The 17,078-nt window shown below is 32.7% G+C and carries 17 protein-coding genes; 4 read left to right on the top strand and 13 right to left on the bottom strand.

The genetic code is table 11. The features are described 5' to 3' along the window. The first annotated feature begins 37 nt into the window (after positions 1 to 37). The gene (locus DOS84_RS06340) at positions 38 to 811 is read left to right on the top strand and encodes an XRE family transcriptional regulator (protein ID WP_111409276.1); all 774 of its coding nucleotides are present in this window, start codon (positions 38 to 40) and stop codon (positions 809 to 811) included. On the opposite strand, the gene DOS84_RS06335 is transcribed toward DOS84_RS06340, so the two are convergent. The 4 genes from DOS84_RS06335 to DOS84_RS06320 all read right to left on the bottom strand — a co-directional run bounded on the left by DOS84_RS06335 (position 798) and on the right by DOS84_RS06320 (position 6,185). Further along, positions 798 to 1,643 carry a CPBP family intramembrane glutamic endopeptidase gene (locus tag DOS84_RS06335; RefSeq protein ID WP_111409275.1) on the bottom strand — a complete coding sequence of 282 codons (846 nt, stop codon included), beginning with the start codon at positions 1,641 to 1,643 and terminating at the stop codon, positions 798 to 800. The genes DOS84_RS06340 and DOS84_RS06335 overlap by 14 nt on opposite strands. 21 nt (positions 1,644 to 1,664) lie before the next feature. Beyond that, positions 1,665 to 2,792, bottom strand: a complete 1,128-nt coding sequence (locus DOS84_RS06330) for an acyltransferase family protein (protein WP_111409274.1) — start codon at positions 2,790 to 2,792, stop codon at positions 1,665 to 1,667. A gap of 144 nt (positions 2,793 to 2,936) precedes the next feature. Continuing rightward, positions 2,937 to 3,761, bottom strand: coding sequence for a DUF4249 family protein (locus DOS84_RS06325; protein WP_111409273.1), 825 nt, complete (start codon positions 3,759 to 3,761; stop codon positions 2,937 to 2,939). Positions 3,762 to 3,773: 12 nt separating this feature from the next. Beyond that, on the bottom strand, positions 3,774 to 6,185 hold the full coding sequence (locus DOS84_RS06320; RefSeq protein ID WP_111409272.1) for a TonB-dependent receptor: 2,412 nt from the start codon (positions 6,183 to 6,185) through the stop codon (positions 3,774 to 3,776). Positions 6,186 to 6,868: 683 nt separating this feature from the next. Between DOS84_RS06320 and DOS84_RS19070 the strand changes: the two genes are divergently transcribed. Beyond that, complete coding sequence (locus DOS84_RS19070; RefSeq protein WP_165830400.1) at positions 6,869 to 7,036, top strand: hypothetical protein; 168 nt, start codon at positions 6,869 to 6,871, stop codon at positions 7,034 to 7,036. A gap of 224 nt (positions 7,037 to 7,260) precedes the next feature. Here the strand turns inward: DOS84_RS19070 and DOS84_RS06315 are convergent, their stop codons facing one another. The 4 genes from DOS84_RS06315 to DOS84_RS06295 form a co-directional block, all read right to left on the bottom strand. Further along, entirely contained in the window at positions 7,261 to 8,175 is a 915-nt protein-coding gene (locus tag DOS84_RS06315; protein ID WP_111409271.1) for a GlxA family transcriptional regulator, read from the bottom strand. 397 nt (positions 8,176 to 8,572) lie between these two features. After that, positions 8,573 to 8,974, bottom strand: a complete 402-nt coding sequence (locus DOS84_RS06305) for a DUF6010 family protein (protein WP_111409269.1) — start codon at positions 8,972 to 8,974, stop codon at positions 8,573 to 8,575. 24 nt (positions 8,975 to 8,998) lie between these two features. Continuing rightward, entirely contained in the window at positions 8,999 to 9,436 is a 438-nt protein-coding gene (locus DOS84_RS06300; protein WP_207802025.1) for a DUF2147 domain-containing protein, read from the bottom strand. Positions 9,437 to 9,611: 175 nt separating this feature from the next. Further along, positions 9,612 to 11,036, bottom strand: a complete 1,425-nt coding sequence (locus DOS84_RS06295) for a C1 family peptidase (protein WP_111409268.1) — start codon at positions 11,034 to 11,036, stop codon at positions 9,612 to 9,614. 211 nt (positions 11,037 to 11,247) lie between these two features. Between DOS84_RS06295 and DOS84_RS06290 the strand changes: the two genes are divergently transcribed. Continuing rightward, positions 11,248 to 12,309 (top strand): sensor histidine kinase, encoded by a 1,062-nt coding sequence (locus DOS84_RS06290; RefSeq protein ID WP_111409267.1) that lies wholly within the window; start codon positions 11,248 to 11,250, stop codon positions 12,307 to 12,309. Next, positions 12,306 to 13,013, top strand: a complete 708-nt coding sequence (locus DOS84_RS06285) for a LytR/AlgR family response regulator transcription factor (RefSeq protein ID WP_111409266.1) — start codon at positions 12,306 to 12,308, stop codon at positions 13,011 to 13,013. Before DOS84_RS06290 ends, DOS84_RS06285 begins: the two co-directional genes overlap by 4 nt. A 142-nt stretch (positions 13,014 to 13,155) precedes the next feature. On the opposite strand, the gene DOS84_RS06280 is transcribed toward DOS84_RS06285, so the two are convergent. The 5 genes from DOS84_RS06280 to DOS84_RS06260 all read right to left on the bottom strand — a co-directional run bounded on the left by DOS84_RS06280 (position 13,156) and on the right by DOS84_RS06260 (position 16,873). Continuing rightward, positions 13,156 to 13,749 carry a short chain dehydrogenase gene (locus tag DOS84_RS06280; protein ID WP_111409265.1) on the bottom strand — a complete coding sequence of 198 codons (594 nt, stop codon included), beginning with the start codon at positions 13,747 to 13,749 and terminating at the stop codon, positions 13,156 to 13,158. Positions 13,750 to 14,004: 255 nt separating this feature from the next. Beyond that, positions 14,005 to 14,640, bottom strand: coding sequence for a class I SAM-dependent methyltransferase (locus tag DOS84_RS06275; RefSeq protein ID WP_111409264.1), 636 nt, complete (start codon positions 14,638 to 14,640; stop codon positions 14,005 to 14,007). An 11-nt stretch (positions 14,641 to 14,651) separates the two neighbouring features. Then, positions 14,652 to 15,683, bottom strand: a complete 1,032-nt coding sequence (locus tag DOS84_RS06270) for an NAD(P)/FAD-dependent oxidoreductase (RefSeq protein ID WP_111409263.1) — start codon at positions 15,681 to 15,683, stop codon at positions 14,652 to 14,654. Positions 15,684 to 15,689: 6 nt separating this feature from the next. Further along, entirely contained in the window at positions 15,690 to 15,914 is a 225-nt protein-coding gene (locus DOS84_RS06265) for a putative antibiotic biosynthesis monooxygenase (protein WP_111409262.1), read from the bottom strand. A gap of 95 nt (positions 15,915 to 16,009) precedes the next feature. Continuing rightward, positions 16,010 to 16,873 (bottom strand): helix-turn-helix domain-containing protein, encoded by an 864-nt coding sequence (locus DOS84_RS06260; RefSeq protein ID WP_111409261.1) that lies wholly within the window; start codon positions 16,871 to 16,873, stop codon positions 16,010 to 16,012. Positions 16,874 to 17,078 lie beyond the last annotated feature (205 nt).

Raw genomic sequence — 17,078 nt, 5'->3', positions numbered from 1 at the left:
TAATATATTTGCTGTTATAAATTGTAACAAAATTGTTATGTCCTTATTTTCAGACAACATTAGAACCCTTCGGGTAAAGCATAAGATATCGCAGGAAAAACTTGCCGAGAACCTTTGCATTACAAGGGGAAGGTATGTGAAGTATGAAGATGGCACATCGGAGGCTCCCTATGACATTTTGAAGAAAATAGCGCATTATTATCATATCAGTATCGATTTATTGTTGTCGGTAGATGTGCGTAAAATTGACACGGAAGATTTACTAAAATTGGAAAATAATCGATTGGTGCTTCCCATTATGGTGGATAGGGAGGGAGAAAATTTCATTGAAGTTGTGACCCAAAAAGTAAAAGCCGGTTATTTAAACGGTTATGCCGATCCGGAATATATTGAAAGCCTCCAGCAAATTTCTTTGCCTTTTTTAGGCCCAGGTAAACACAGGGGGTTTCCCGTGGAGGGAGATTCAATGCCTCCCCATGAGAATGGATCCATCATTATTGGCCGTTACGTAGAATCACTGGGCGAGGTGCTTGATGGCAAGACCTATATATTCATTACTAAAAATGAGGGTATGGTTTACAAACGCCTCAATAAAAATAAAAAGAATGCACTTGTTTTGGAATCCGATAATCGGTTTTATCCTAATTATGAAGTTAAAGCTTCTGATATATTGGAGATATGGGAATACGAATGTAATATTGGTCGAAGCGATATGAAGGCAAAAATTGAGGAACCTGTAAGTGTAGAAAAAATGTTCTTAGAATTGAAGCGTGAGATTTCTGAAGTGAAGGAAAGTATTAAGAGTCGATAATTTTCTTTTTACTTAATTGCATTAAAATGATTGCTGCTAGTAAACAAAAAATAATTGCCTGTATTGTTCCTTCCGGACCAAATTCTCCCCCTGTAATTAATTCGCTTCCTGTGATTTTAGTAGTTAATAAACTAGATGTTTTTTCATTACCGGAGGTAATAGCTCCAAAAACTCCAGATTGCATAAAATTCCAAGCAAAATGTATGGCAATAGGGAACCATAGATTCCTGGCATAAATATAAGCAGCACCCATTAAGAATCCAGCTTCGATACCGACACACAATCCGGATAGTACCGTACTATTTGGGTTGGCTAAATGTAATGCTCCAAAAATTATTGCTGTAATTAGTAGGGAGATGTAACTGCCTAATTTTTCTTCTATTATTCGAAAAATAATACCTCTAATTAAAATTTCTTCAAAAATGGCTACTGTAAAAGCTACTGTGAAGGGAATTATTATATTTGAAATAGGATTAATAGAAACTATTTCAAAACCACCATTAAAAATAATAACCAATATTGTCAAGCATTGTAATGATATCCCTATCAGAGTTCCAATGATGATATATTTGGCTATTCCTTTATTTGAAAATTCTGTTATTTCCCGTTTTTCGTATTTTTTATAAAAATAGATATAAGTAAAAATTACGGTTGACGCAGCAATTATGCCTTTTATTAGGTTTCTGGAATTTTTATTTAATGAGGTTAAATCAAGTAATTTCCCAGTCAATCGCTGTGCAAGAATAAAAGCTATAAAACAGACTAAAAGCCCAAATAGGATTCTGGTTATTGGTGCATTTAAAATTCGTTGTTTGGTGGTAATTGTTTTCATTAGTTATTTTATGGTAATTTTTTATTTATTTTTCATTCCAAATAAAATTCGAATAGGATTATATGGTCTTATAAAAAGATCATATACACCAATTGAAAGTAAAAAGGATACAAATGTTAAAAAGAGATATTTATTAATAATACTTTCATTCACCTGAATTACATAATACCCAATTATGATTATAAAAGTTTGGTGTAAAATATAAAACGGATAAATACCTTCGTTTGCATATTCTAAAATTTTGTTGTTAAAATTTAAATGTTTTTTCCCATATCCGAAAATAGCTAGCAACCATGTCCAGACATTCAGAATTCCTAAAGCTATATATATAAAGTTTGGTAAATTGAAACCCCATTCAGGTTCTAAATCATTCCAACGAAAATAATTTATAAGGATAGTACACAGAAAAGCAATTTTTAAATACTGTCTTCTTTTCTTCACGATATCATTCCAAAATATTTGGTTAATACCAATAAAAGAACCTAAAATAAAGTATGTGAAATATCTTGTAAACATACCCCAATCACCAATCAAAGCATGTGTATCATTAGGATACCAAAAATAAAGTAAAAAGGCTAAATAAAGTGGAATTATACACCAGTACATCCCTATCATTTGTGTTATATACGCAAATTTTGATACAAGTTTTTTCCCTTTTTCGGATTTAATGAACAGAAGGAAGGGTAATGCTATTATTGAATAAACAAAAAGATAAGCTATAAACCATAGATGATGCCAAAAGAAATTTCCTTTAGGGTAAAAGCCAGTTGAAAAAATACTAGGATAAAAAGTTAAATAGGAATCGTACTTTACCCCTTGGAAGAGTCTTTCAAAATAGATTTGCGGTGGAACTATTAGTAACACACCTATTACTAATGGTATTAGCAATCTTTTAGACCGTTGCATCGCATATTGCCTCGTGGATGCACTTTTAATAATAAAAGTTGTGCTTATACCGGAAATTAAAAATAATAAAGGCATCCTCCATCTAGAAATAAAAAAATTGAATTCCAGTAATAGATTACTTAATTCTTTGTTTTTTATATGCCAATCTTCCTCGGCAACAAAAGGCATAGCGCAATGAAATAAATGGAGCAGCAAAATCGCAATAACTCTAAGCCAATCTAAGTCATATCTTCTTTCTTTCATAAATTTAAGTTTTTTTAAATAAGTGATTTATTCTATATTTTAATAAATATATTCTAAATATTTTGATGCTTTTTTTCTGCTAGGAATGTAAAACAGTTTAAACATCGTTGAGTAAATAAAACCTAATAGCCGTTTGCTCCACAACTATTGAATGGTATAATTCGTTACATCGGCTTCGCTTAACCTGAAATAACCCAATGGATAGTCGTCAAAATTTGTTTCGTTTTTTATATTTCCTTTCACTGTAGCTGGTGGGGTTTGAAATGGCCCGCCTCCTGAACTTCCTGACACGCTCAATAGTATAGTCATGTAATTGAAATAGGCCTTTGAAATGCCATAATGAGTAATTTCAACCTTTTCACCAGGTTTAGTATCCTCTTCGAGTACCAAACTATAGAATGTATTTCCCTGAAAAAAGAGATCATCATCTACTGAGTATTCCGGTTTTAGGTTTTTTGAGAATTTGTATTTATACAGATAATAATTATCTGCTTGGGCAGGATCATCAAAAAAAGTTTTTATTTTTAGAATGTCGTTGCCCAATCCTGTTTGAGCTTCTTGTGTCACCAAAGTTATTGCCGCAACTGATTTTAAGGTTTCCGTGGCGGTATAAGTCTGTCCGTTATTGAGAACTGTCAAAGTGTAGGTTTCATCAATAACTGGAACAAAATTGGAACAAAGATAAATTCCAGTATTGGGTGTTTCAATAAAATTAAAAACGACATTTGAACTGTTTTTTATAAAAACTGTTGCGCCGGAAACCACAGGTATCACGTTTGTATAAAAATCGGTTGTTGTTGACAGTTTTATGGTTTGGTTATTTCCGAGTGTCCCTTTTATCCAATTAATGTTGGCATCAATTACTAATCTTGGCTTGTCCGTATTTAGAGGAATGTCAACCACATCCTGACAGCTGCTGAAAAAGATGGTAATTAGTGTTCCGATTATGAAATAGATAGTATTTTTCATTTTTGCTTATTTTTAAAATTTGAAGTTATAGCTAACGGCTGGAACGATCCCAAAAATTGAGGTTCTTAGTGCTTCATTGTTTCCAGTGTCGGCATTTTGCTGAAAGCTTATTGAAGCGGCGTTTTTACGGTTGTACACATTATAAATACTGAAGACCCATTCTGAATTCCACTTTCGGTTGTTATTTTTATGAGGTGTTAGTGTTGCCGAAAGGTCCAAATGGTTATAAATTGGTAATCTGTTTTCGTTTCTTAAGCCATAGCTGGGCACTAAAATGTCCTGATAGGTGTATTGGCCGTTTGGATAGGTTACGGGCTGTCCCGATTGAAGAATAAAATTGGCTCCAAAACTCCATTTTTTATTTAAATTATAACTGCTTGTAACCGCGAGGTTGTGCAATTTATCGTAAGCTGAACTATACCATTTACCATTATTGATTCCGATTTCTGAACTGTTTCTTCCAGGGGTTTGCTGCTCTGATTTTGATAAGGTATAGGAAATCCAACCTGTAAATCTGCCTTCGTTTTTGCGGAACATCAGTTCTAGACCATAAGAACGCATTTGCCCATTAAGGATTACTTGTTCAATGGCTTCGTTTGCAATCAAATCAGCACCATCTATGTAATCCATTCTGTTTTGGATTTTTTTGTAAAAAGCTTCCGCTTCAAAAGAATACATTTCCTCGTTGAAGTTCCTGAAATAGCCCAAAGCCACTTGGTCTGCAATTTGTGGTTTGATAAAATTGTCACTAGGCATCCAAATATCAAGAGGAGTTGGTGATGAAGTATTGGAAACCAATTGTAAATACTGAACCATTCTATTATAACTTGCTTTTAGAGACTGATTTTTATCTATTCCATAAGCGATAGAAAACCGAGGTTCTAAATAATTATAGTTCTGAATTATTTTGTTTTTATCGTAAAATTTAGTGCCAATAGGAGTTGCTTTTTCATAGATCTGTAGCTCTTGGTTAAAAGTTACAGGTTCATTATTGGCATAAATATTTGTAGTTGATTTACCTAGCCTATAAAACAGGCTGTATCGTAAGCCATAATAAAGGGAAATTTTTGTAGAAAGTTCTTGCTCGGCTTCAATATATATTGCAGGTTCAAAAGCATATTTTTTATCTAATTGATTAAAATTTATTCCTGAATTTGGATTTGTTGGATTTACTGTTCCAGGATTGAAATCATAATAAATGCTATTTACACCAAAATTTAATTTGAATTTATCCGAAATATAATTCTTGAAATCATATTTTATATTGTAATTTTTAATTCCGGAATCCCATTTGAAACCAGCTAAATCCAAGTCTAAGCCAAAGTAATAATCACTAAATATCACAGATAAATTTGAAAATAATTTGTCATTAAATAAGTGATTCCAACGCAAGTTTAAAATTGAATTTCCATAGGTGTTTGTAAAACTTTTGTCTAAACTAAAGACGTCCCGACCAAAATACCCCGATAGAAATAAATTATTGTTTGAATTTAGTTTATAAGATAATTTAGTATTCAAATCATAGAAATAGGCAGCATTGTTTTTTTGTTCTTCAGAGAGTTTTAAAAATAGATGCGCATAAGAGGCACGACCGCCAATAAGAAAAGAGCCTTTGTCTTTCACTATTGGTCCTTCTGCCAGTAATCTACTGGAAATTAATCCAATTCCACCATTCATGTGAAAACCAGTGCTGCTTCCGTCTTTCTGATAAATATCCAAAACCGAAGAAGCTCTTCCTCCATATCTTGCAGGTATTCCGCCTTTGTAAAGTTTTAAATCCTTAATTGCATCAGGGTTAAATACCGAAAAGAATCCAAAAACATGCGAAGAATTAAATATAGTGGCTTCATCCAATAGAATCAAATTCTGATCTGCCCCACCGCCCCTAACATTAAAACCTGAAGCTCCTTCGCCAGCATTGGTGACTCCCGGCAATAGTAAAATAGATTTTAGGACATCAACTTCACCCAATACTACAGGCATTTTTTTTATTGTAGCAATAGAAAGTTTATTAATACTCATTTCTGCTTTTCTAATGTTGGTGGCTTTTTTATCGGTTGTAATAACCACTTCTTGCAATTGCTCTCCAATGCTTGAAAGTTTGAAATTGTTTTTAGTGTTTTTATCCAAATTGATATTTTCGATAACAGTTTGAAAACTTACGTAACTCACTTGAACTTCATAGTTGCCCTGAGGGATTGTTATAGAATAAAATCCATATTCGTTAGTAGTTGTCCCTGTTTTTAATTCAGGGATATATATAGTAACACCAATTATACTTTCATTGCTTTTGGCATCAGAAACGGTTCCGCTTAAAGTGAATTTTTGCTTCGCCAGTTCACTACCGCTCGTGTCTTGCGAATACATACTACTAAAAAAAAGCAGTAGCGTTAGAGTTAGTAGATAAATTATTTTTGTATTCATGCTTTTAGTTTTTATATAAGATTGCTTTAATAGTAATCTTGATCTTGTTATTTACTGTGTTGATTTTAATTCAATTGATTTGTAGTTATGTATAGCGCAAAAGTACTTTTGGAAGTAAGCTGCAGGATAGGACAATAATGAAGTTGAATAGGATTTATATTAAATTAACTTTGATTGCAAATAAAGAAATTGGGGCGGCAGTTTTGTTTTTTACATTTCTATTTATAAAGGTCAAGTTGAGGTGATGCGCCAGTACAGATAAAACAGAAAGTAAGAAATAGGCGTAAATAAGCTTTTCCATGACGGCTCCTTGTGTATAAAAATTGTTGCTATTTTATACAAAAGTCATGGAATAGGACTGGGGCTACAATTTTATTATGCGAAGTACATGAAGATCTCTGCAAACTGTAATTTTAAGTCTGCAAGGCATTTAAGCGAAATTTATGTCAAAGTGAATTCTGTAAGGTCTTTGTTTTTTTGTGCGAATAAAATTTAACTGGAAGTATGATGCATAGGTACAATCTGAACCAAATTTACAATCGGGGCAATTACAATATTATGCCTCTATTTATACATTGGGATACTCGAATTTGATTCGTTTAGCAATACAATTCACCTATAGATGATAGATACATATTCCACCTACACCAACTGTTGTGAAAACATAGCTTATTGTTGAGACCATGCCAAATAAGCTTTTAGGTGATTTCGTTAGACTTGGTTTAAATGCCAATACTATAAACATTGTTGGATTTGCCAGCGTACCCATACAGGTAAACAGTATCAAAATTGGGTTGGGTTTGCCGCCCAAAAATGACAATATTAAGAGTAAAAAAGCCATTAATAAGTAGTCAATATGACCTTTTAAGATATATTCAGTGTTTACTTTTGTTTCATCTACTCTAAGAATATATCTGTAAATTACAAGTACCCATGAGAATGTTAAAGAGAGTAAAATTAATATGAAACCCATATTTCGCATGCTCATTGTGTTTAGGAAGTCTATCATTTTTAATATTTTTAAATTATTGTTTTTTATTTATTTCTTTAGCCTCATCAAGTGAATAGGGCATATTTATTTTTTTAAAATGCGTTGTAGTTGCCTTGCCGATTTAAAACCGCATTGTGAGGCAACATATTCAATGGTATATTCTGGATTGTTAACTAATGTTTTTGCAAATTCTATTCTTAGAAGTGTTAGATATTCGACTATCGTTGTCCCCGTTTTTTCTTTAAAAACGCGGCTTAGATTTCTGGGACTCATGGCAACAAGTTCAGCAAGTTCCTCCACACTATTATCTGAAGATAGATTATTGATCATATAATCTTGGACTTCATGTATTTTTGGATTGATGTGATTTCTATAATCCAGATAAATGCTTTTTTGAGTATGATCGTCGTTTCGTCTGTAATAGACCACTAACCCTCTAGCTACTTTATGGGTAAAGAAAGGCCCTTTTAATTCTTCAAGAATAGATAATGCTAAATCAATGCCCGAACTAATTCCTGCACTAGTATAAATGTTGTTACTCTTTTTAAAAAGAACATCTGTTAATACTTTTGCTTTGGGAAACTTCAATTGCAATTCTTCAATTCTTCTCCAGTGTGTAGTACATTCTGTATCATTTAATAAGCCAGCGTAACCTAAAGCAAATGCTCCATTACAAACGGAACATACCAATGCTTTTTTGCCAGACTGTTCTTTTAGCCAATTGAAGAAATCTCTTTCTGCTCTAAAGGCTATAGAATCTACATATTCAAAACTCATTCCCGGCATAAAGATGTAATCTCCTTCCTTTATAGTACATTCCGTATAATGTGCCACATTTCCAAAGGCTAAACCAGAATTACAAATGGTTTCAGGGGTGTAGGAATAAAATTCAAGCTCAATTTCAAAATCATAAAACTTAGCTTCGGTAAATACTTGAAGAGGTCCTGCCAGATCTAAAATTTCAACGGCCGGAGGAATTATAAATACTATTTTTTTCATAAAATATTCGTTTCAAATTATAGGGTAAAAGTAGTTGGTCAATTGTTTCTCTGCAGGACATTTTTGCGTCAGAAACTGACAAAATGATAGGACTGTTTTTTGCGGAAATCAATTCATTTTTCTTTCTTGTAGCTTCATTTACAGTGTGTTAAATTTATAAAAGAAATCCTGACTTTAATCAAGAATTTCACAATTGTACCCTAGCTGCTTTAAATAGATTATGATATACTGGTTGTTAATTTTCTTAGTTCCTTCTATTCTTAGTATTTTGTCACAGTCCTCTAAGTCAAAATTTATTTTAGCCGTTACTAATTTCGATTGAAGTTGGTCGACTATTAACCGCGCCTCCTTTTGAAATTGAACATTCGTTTTAAATATTTCTATCATCTTTTTCAAATTAACTATGACTTAACCTAATTCGTTTATTCTTAATCATTATGACAAGATAAATTCCAACTGTAAAATCAAGGGATGAGCAGAACCAATCATAATGTGGTGGAATTAAAGCTACATTTTGCCAAAATCCATAAGCGATATCCCAAAATCCATGTAGAAAATATCCTGTCGCTAAAATGTATAAGCTTTTGGTAATTCCGTAGTAGGCAATAAGAACAAAAATAATTGCCTGAACTGATGTTATAATAAATGTTGATGTATCAGTCCAGGTAAAGCCAACATACAAAAAACCAATGGCGGATAGTGTCAGTGCATAGATTTTATCTTTTTCAAATTTTTTTAAAAGTTCAAATGTGACTATTTGCAATAGTCCTACTGAAATTCCTATAAGTGTTGCAGTCATTTTTTTTACTATTAATCGTTTTTGTTATTTAGTGGCGACACGTTCAAAAATCTCCGTTCGTCCGAAAAGGGATATACCAATAAAACCTCTTACTTTCAGTTTATTTCCAATTAAACTCATTTTACAGTCGTAAGTCTTGCCACTTTCTGGGTCATAAATTCGACCGCCAGAATATTCCCCATCATTAAATTTGAAATTTGTAAGTAATTCAATCCCTAGTATATCTCTTTTTTGTAAAGCTTCATTAGGATTTTCACTATCCTTTCTTGGCGATGCTACCCAAATGGATTTACCATAATAAAAAGCTTCTTTTTTATAAATTTCAATTTTTGCATCTTTCTTTGGAGACCAAAAAACTCCCATGATTTTGTCTGATCCAGTTAGTTTGATTTGTGCCTTAGCATTTGTTATTTGCAAAATAAAGATTGCTAAGAGCATCATTAATACTTGTTTCCCGTTCATGATAATTAAATTTAATTTGTTTTTAATACAGATTTGTTTTTTGTTGAGGCAAAGATAGGTCGACTTATAAACCACTTAAACGACAACAAAGCGTCATATTAGGACATATGTCCAGTACAAAAATCAGTGATACATTTTCAAACGATGTTATTGTATCAAATGACAATTTAAAAATTTAACTATTTTTGCCTACTTTCTTCATGATTGTCTTTGGAATGGCATTTTTGTTGACCATCACCGAAATCGTTTTTAAGAGCAAATATTCTTTGGACATATAAAGATATCCTCCGCAATCTTTCGAATCAGAAGAATTTTTAATGATATAGAATTTATTGCCTTTTTCATTCTCTGCAATACCAATAATGTGCATATTATGTACATCTTCCGCAGTACGATTATCAAATGCTGTCTGTCTAATCTGCTGCGTAATAGTTTTGGTTTCTCCCAGAACTGCGAAACCATCGTTAAAACCTTCATATATATCCCCATCCCAGCAAACGGAATAATTATGCGTCAGGGCATCATCAATTACAGTACTGAAATCATCGATTGGTAAATTTAAGTAGTAATTGTTATTCCAGTTGGCCTCAATCTCTAATGCAAATTTTGAATAAAAAGGGTGATGGGTATAAGATGTAATTTCAACATAATCATCGGGATTGATTCCAATCATTTCATCAGCAAACGACTTTGGTGTAAATTGTTTTCCGTTGTAAACAAATGCTTCAGGAACTTTGCCCAAAGTTTGTGTCAGTATTTCATCCATGTCTTTTCTGTAAATCTCGGGTGTCAGATCTCCATGTGAGTTTTTATAGAATTTAGCCTTCTCCAGTAATGCATTATTCATATCAGAATGATCGTGTTTTGCAACAGTATCCAATTTTCCGGAATAGACGCTTTCTGGAATGGCTCCAAATTCTTTATAGGCTTTTAAAACACTAAAAGTTAAGTCGCCTTCGCCAAAAAAACTGCTTCCATTTCTTCGTATGTAATTTTCGCCTTTATTTATGTAGGTAGGTCTGACAAAAAACATTGGAGAAAGCACAACAGGCTTTTTGCCAAGCCTTATGGCTTCTGTTTCTATAAAAGAAGTGGTAGCAAAACTCCAACAATCACCAGTGGCTTGTTGGTCTTTAAAGGGAGTGCTTTCAATTAATTTTGTAATTTTATAACCCGTCCTTTGTGGAATAGAATTCGTTTTAAGAGTAAACACATAATTTGTTTTACTCAATTTTATAGGAAACTGCTTTCCCCATACACCATCTAAAATGGAATCTCCGGGAATTATTTTTCCTTTAAAAAGAAGGGGAGCGTCTGGTCCCCATCCAAATGCATTTTTTGCGTCGACAAAAACACTGTCTTTTATCATCCATACTTTGTCCATAGCGATGTCTTTTATTCTTTTTTCGGGTAAATCCAAGAAACCTTTGATTGTGTTTTTTTTGAATTCAAAACGCAAAAGCGCTTGCAAGGAAAAGTCTTTGGCACTAATTTTACCCATCCAGGAACCTTCGAGCGGTTTTGGATTTTTATTTTGTCCATTCATTACCATTCCGATACATAAAAGGATAATTGAAACATAAGTTTTTGCTTTCATCATAAAGTTGTTTATTGTTATTTTTGACAAACTACCCTATTTTATTTTACCTAAAAAAAACTAATATTTGAAAGTATCAAAAAACAATAGGATTGCCTTCATTTAATGGACGAATGCGATACGAATAGAAATAGCTGCCATTCAAATAATTATGATTTTTATCTCCCGTTTTTTCAATCATTAGTAAGTATCTTTACCACTTAAATTTGCAATAATGTTCAAAGAATTTAGATTAAAAGACAGCATTGAACCCATTGTTCATTTTCTTATTTGGGTGTCACTTTTTTTATTTGTGTGGTTTCAAGTTAGGACTTTGGGTTCCTTTCGCAAGCAGGATGAAAGTATTTATCCACCTATTATTTGGAGTTTTGCATTAAACCTGATATTATTTTACACCAATGCTTTGTATTTTATTCCACGCTTTTTTTCGCAACAACGTTACAAAGCTTTTCTCTTCTCACTTATCACACTATATCTTTCAATAGTTCTATTAAATACTCTTTTTGATCACTTTTATATTATATCGCTATTTTCGAGTGAAAAAGAAGTTTTTTATTCTGATTTGTTACTTAACTTTCAAACTAAAACATTTATTTTGTCTTTGTCATTAGGATATGGACTCACCAAAAATTGGATAATCACCAATAAATTGCAACAACAATTAATTAGAGATAAATTAGTTACAGAACTTAAATATCTAAAAGCACAAATCAATCCTCATTTTCTTTTCAATACTTTAAATACCGCCTATTCAAGTGCAATCAAAAACAATGACGATGCAACAGCTGATATTATTGAAAAAATTTCTGGACTTATGCGTTATGTTTTATACGAAAGCAATGAAGACAAAGTACTTCTTGAAAAAGAGATTAATTATATTGATACTTATATCAATCTTCAATTGCAAAGATTGTCGTCAGAAATTGCGGATCATGTTCATTATGAAGTCAAAGGGAACTTTTACAATAATAAAATAGCCCCAATGATTCTTATTCCTTTTATTGAAAATGTATTCAAACATGGGGTGATACTGAGCAAGAAGCCTGAAATAGCAATTGTACTTTATCTAAATTCGGAAACATTGGTACTTGAAACAAAAAATATAATAAATATCCAAAATGCACAATCGAACCATACAAATTCTGGAATTGGAATGAAAAATGTTAGAGAACGACTCGCATTGCTTTATCCAAATCTGCATAAATTGGATATCCATCAGGACGATTTATTTTTTAAAGTTCGATTAGAATTGCAACTTAAGCCCGGTAATATATGAAATGCATAGTAATTGACGATGAACCTATGGCGCTTGAACTTATCTCTGGATATATTCAAAAAACACCATTTTTAGAGTTTGTTGAAGGATTTACCAATCCTTTTAAAGCGATGACTTTTTTGTTAAATACTCCAATAGATTTGGTATTTATCGATATTAATATGCCCGAATTATCTGGTATCGAATTACTAAAGTCATTACCTGTTTTGCCCAAAATAATATTTATTACTGCTTATGCTGAGTATGGAGCAGAAAGTTATGAGTACAATGCCATTGATTATCTATTAAAACCTGTAAAATATGATCGTTTTCTTAAAGCGGTAAACAAGGCAATTGAAAACCCCATTCTCAAAAAAGAAGATATTCCACTTTTGAGGAATACCGAACAACAGGATGCATCAATTCTTATAAAAAGTGGCTCAAAAACATTCAAAATAGATATAAATTCTATTTTTTATATTGAGGGCGCTGGAAATTATATGACGTTTTATACGCTGAAAGGAAAAATAATGACCTTGCAACCCATGGCAGAACTATTAAAAATATTGCCTTCGACTGTATTTGTAAGAGTACATAGATCCTACATTATTTCTTTAAAACATATTGAAGTTATCGAAAAAGCGATGGTAATAATTAATAAAACCCGCATACCCATTGGAATTACGTATCGGGAACATTTTTCAAGAATCATTAAAAAGGAGTGATTATTAAATTTGATTCATTGAACAGAAATATTGGAATGAAATAAAAGCCTTATTAGTCTTTAAAATCTATGACTGATTATTGAAGCCAATAATACATTATGGGCCATTACCATTGCAAAATAATGACCCACGGATACAAAAATTATGATCTAATTACATGTCCTGTGTTGGCTCCGAAAACACTTTTGCGGAACATAAACTCAAGCTGTTTCATGGTAGTTGGAATTTCTCCTGGGAAATAAGGAAAATATTGAGGAGAATTTTCGATTACCGTTGGACTTACCGCATTAATACGAATACCATTTTCAAGTTCAATTGCTGCTGCTCGAACAAATCCCTCAACCGCTCCATTGGCAGCCGATGCATTGGCGAAGTTAATTTGTGGTTCTTCCGTCAAAGCGCCAGTAATTAAAGTAAAACACCCTTTAGGATTTATATAGTGTTGGCCGATAAGCACTAAATTAATTTGTCCCATCATTTTTCCTTCAACACCTTTTCTGAATGTTGCGTCGTTTAATTTTTTCCATGGACCGACAAAAGTGGGTCCTGCTGTTGAAATAAGTGCGTCAAATGGACCAACTGCTTGAAAAAAATTTTCAATTTCTTCAGGCGAAGTAATGTCCACTTGAAAATCGCCTCCCTGAGAAGCCACTCTTATGATTTTATGTTCATTTTCAAATGCACTAGATAAGTGCGTTCCCATGGTGCCTGTTGCCCCTACGATGATAATTTTCATTTGATTCAATTTTAATTGATTATTTATTCAACAAAGATATTTCAAAGGGTAAGCAGCAGGATAGGACAAAAATGAAGTTGAATAGGACTTATTTTAAATAGTGTTTGAATAATTGAAAAAAAATATTTGGTGTCATTTTTTAGAAAAATAAGCAGTTTAATTTAGAATTACTATAGCTATCAGTAAAGATAAAAGCCCCAAAATTTATTAAGTTTTGGGGCTACTTAGCCTAATGTGCTTTACAATTTTGATAAACTATTTTTTTCTTCCAACAAATCGAATCACAGAACCTTTCCCAATATGATATTTCCCCTCTTCCAATGTGATTTCTTTTTCCTCTAATAGTAGTATTTCGTAATTTTCAAAGTCAGTCACTATTTCGGCAGCAGAAAACAACATATCAATATCTTTTGGGCCTCCCACTTTTGGGTCACGTCCATTGTAAAGCAAATGCAATTTGCTGAAAGCCTCGAAAATAATAATACCTCCTGGTTTTACACAATCATTTAATTTTTTGTGCAAAAATGATTTCTTTTCGGCTGAAAAGTGGGCATAGATTAATCCAATAGCATCAAATGATGCAGCATCAAAGTGGAGCTGATCCAAATCACCGACAATATATTTTAGTGACACATTCTTTTCTTTTGCTAAAGCTAATGTCTTTAATTTTCCTTCTTCGCTTAAATCAGTTGAAGTTACTTTCCAGCCTAATTCTGCTGCAAAAACACCATTACGTCCTTCGCCATCGGCGGGCATTAATATAGTGCCGGGGTCAAATTTTTGTAACCATTCTTTGAAAAAAAGATTAGGTTCTTTGCCGTAAACAAATTCGTTTTCTTTGTATCGCTCGTCCCACATTTCTTTATATGTATTATCCCAAGATTTATTCATAATTGTATTTTTTAAAATTGTTCCAGAATCATTTTTTTGCTTGCCATCATACCAGCTGCTGTTCCCATTGCTACGGAATTTGCTACAGAACGTATTCGTGTTGTATTATCGCCACAGGCAAAAACGCCATCAACGCTAGTTTCTTGAAAGGAATTCACCTTGATATAGCCTTCTTCATTTAATTCGCAGCCTAAAGATTCTGGAATTTTGCAATGCTGTTCAAATGAGTTGCGGGAATACATAGCCTTTACTTCCGATTTTGTTCCGTCATTGAAAATGATATTTTTAAGATACCCATTATTGTGTTCCAGCCTTTTAATTTCTTTTTCAACTATTTTTATTTGACGTTTTTCCAATTGCACTGTTTGTTCAACATTTAATGATGATTTTCCGTTGGTATACAAGGTTAAATCATTTGTCCAATTAGAAATCAACTTAACTAATTCATTACCATATTCCCCATTGCCCAGTATGCCAGTTTTTTTATTTCGTACTTCGTATCCGTGGCAATAAGGACAATGTAACATCGAAATGCCCCAACAATCTGCAAACCCATCAATGTTTGGCATTTCATCTTTTATGCCTGTTGCAAAAATTAATTTACCTGCTTGGAATGTTTCGCCTGATGCTACCTGAATTTCAAAACCTTTATCCGTTTTGCTTCCATTGGATGCCAAACCATTAAAAAAGGTTATGGTATCATACATTTCTACTTGTTGTTTGGCGAGAGTTGTTATTTCTTTGGGTGTTTTTCCATCTTGTGTAAGGAAGTTATGGGAATGAGGTGTTTGTGCATTACAAGGTTGACCGCTATCAATAATCAAAACTTGTTTCAAAGCTCTGCCTAAAGCCATACCGGCTGCAAGACCTGAATAACTGCCTCCGACTATTATTACATCGAATTTTTTATTATTTTTCATTTTAGTGTCTCTTGAAATTTTTATTATAGGAAATGGTAATGCAAGTGCTACTGTTGCGAGCCCACTTTGTTTAATGAATTTTCTTCTAGAAGATGAGTGCTCATTTTTCTTGCTAGCTTTCATGCTGGATTATTTTTTATCAATTTCAATTAAAAGTTGACGCATTATAAAATCCACAAAAGGAACACCAATAAAAACGACCCACGGGACTAATATAAGAGTAAGAAATAAAGTTTTTAGATACAAAGGGAATTCTAGCGATGATTTACCTAATAGATAAAGAAATAGTGTAATAGACGGGTAAATTACGACCCATATTTTTAAGGCAGCCATTAATTTCATTTTTGTTTTCATACCGATTGCTTTTTTGAATATTTATAGTATTTATTCAGCAAAGGTATTAGCAGTTTCAAGCTGCAGGATAGGACAAAAATGAAATTGAATAGGACTTATTTGAAATTGTGTCGGAATGCTTCTGGGGAATATTTAGTATGTTTTTTAAAAAACCGTATGAAATAGGATATATCATCATAACCAAGCTGATCGGCTATTTGGTTAACTTGATTGGATGTTGCAAGAAGTTGTCTTTTTGATTCTAAAACAATGTGTTCATTAATAAGTTCAGAAGGTGTTTTATTTAGTGATGTCTTCGTAATAGCATTCAATTGATAGGTAGAGATATTCAACATATCGGCATATTGTGATACTTGTTTGCTTTTGGTAATATTTGTTTCTAAAAGTTCCAGGAATTTCTCTAGTTGTTCCAGTAAATAGGGATTGTTTTCTTTGGAGGCAATTTCCTTATTTTGGCGATGTCTCACCAATTCAATAAAGAAAATACTAAAGTTTGATTTAATAACCTCTTGATAGCCTTCTTGTTTTTCATTGTACTCTTTTAAAATATAGGACAAAATAGTCTCCAGCTTATTAAATCCATCATTATCAAGGCTACAAAAGTTGATGTGACTAACTTTACGTAAAAGCTCCTGAGCTAATTTGTTTTGAGAGTTAAAAAAATCTGTTTTAAATTGAAGTAAATACCCTGAACTTCCTGCTTTCAAAGTAAGTTGATGCACTTGTCCTGGGCGCATCAGAAATATTGTACGATTGCGAACTTCATATTGTTTAAAATCTATTTCATGATAACCACTTCCTTTTTTTAGAACCAGTATGTAGTAAAAATCATGTCTATGCAGCTCCTGAACCATATCTTTCTCCAGCAACAGGTCTTGAATATCTCTTACGCTAAAGCTTCCCGACAAGTTTGGTTCTTTTGGGCTTTCAGGAATATGCCTTATTGGAATGTTTTCCATTTTGGTTATTTCGTAACTTACTATTTGTTTTTGAGAATCTTGGACTTACTAAGTGTATTTAGAAGCAAAGTTATCAATAAAACTTTAATGTCCCTTCCCGAAATAACGATACATAAAAACCATCGTTATGGAAGAGAATATTAATTATGTGACATGCAGGGCGATTAGTTAAAATTTTGGGACTATACTTTTTGGGCACGGATTA

This window comes from Flavobacterium aquariorum, from assembly GCF_003254745.1.
GTDB lineage: Bacteria > Bacteroidota > Bacteroidia > Flavobacteriales > Flavobacteriaceae > Flavobacterium > Flavobacterium aquariorum.
This window is presented reverse-complemented; position numbering and strand designations above follow the sequence as displayed.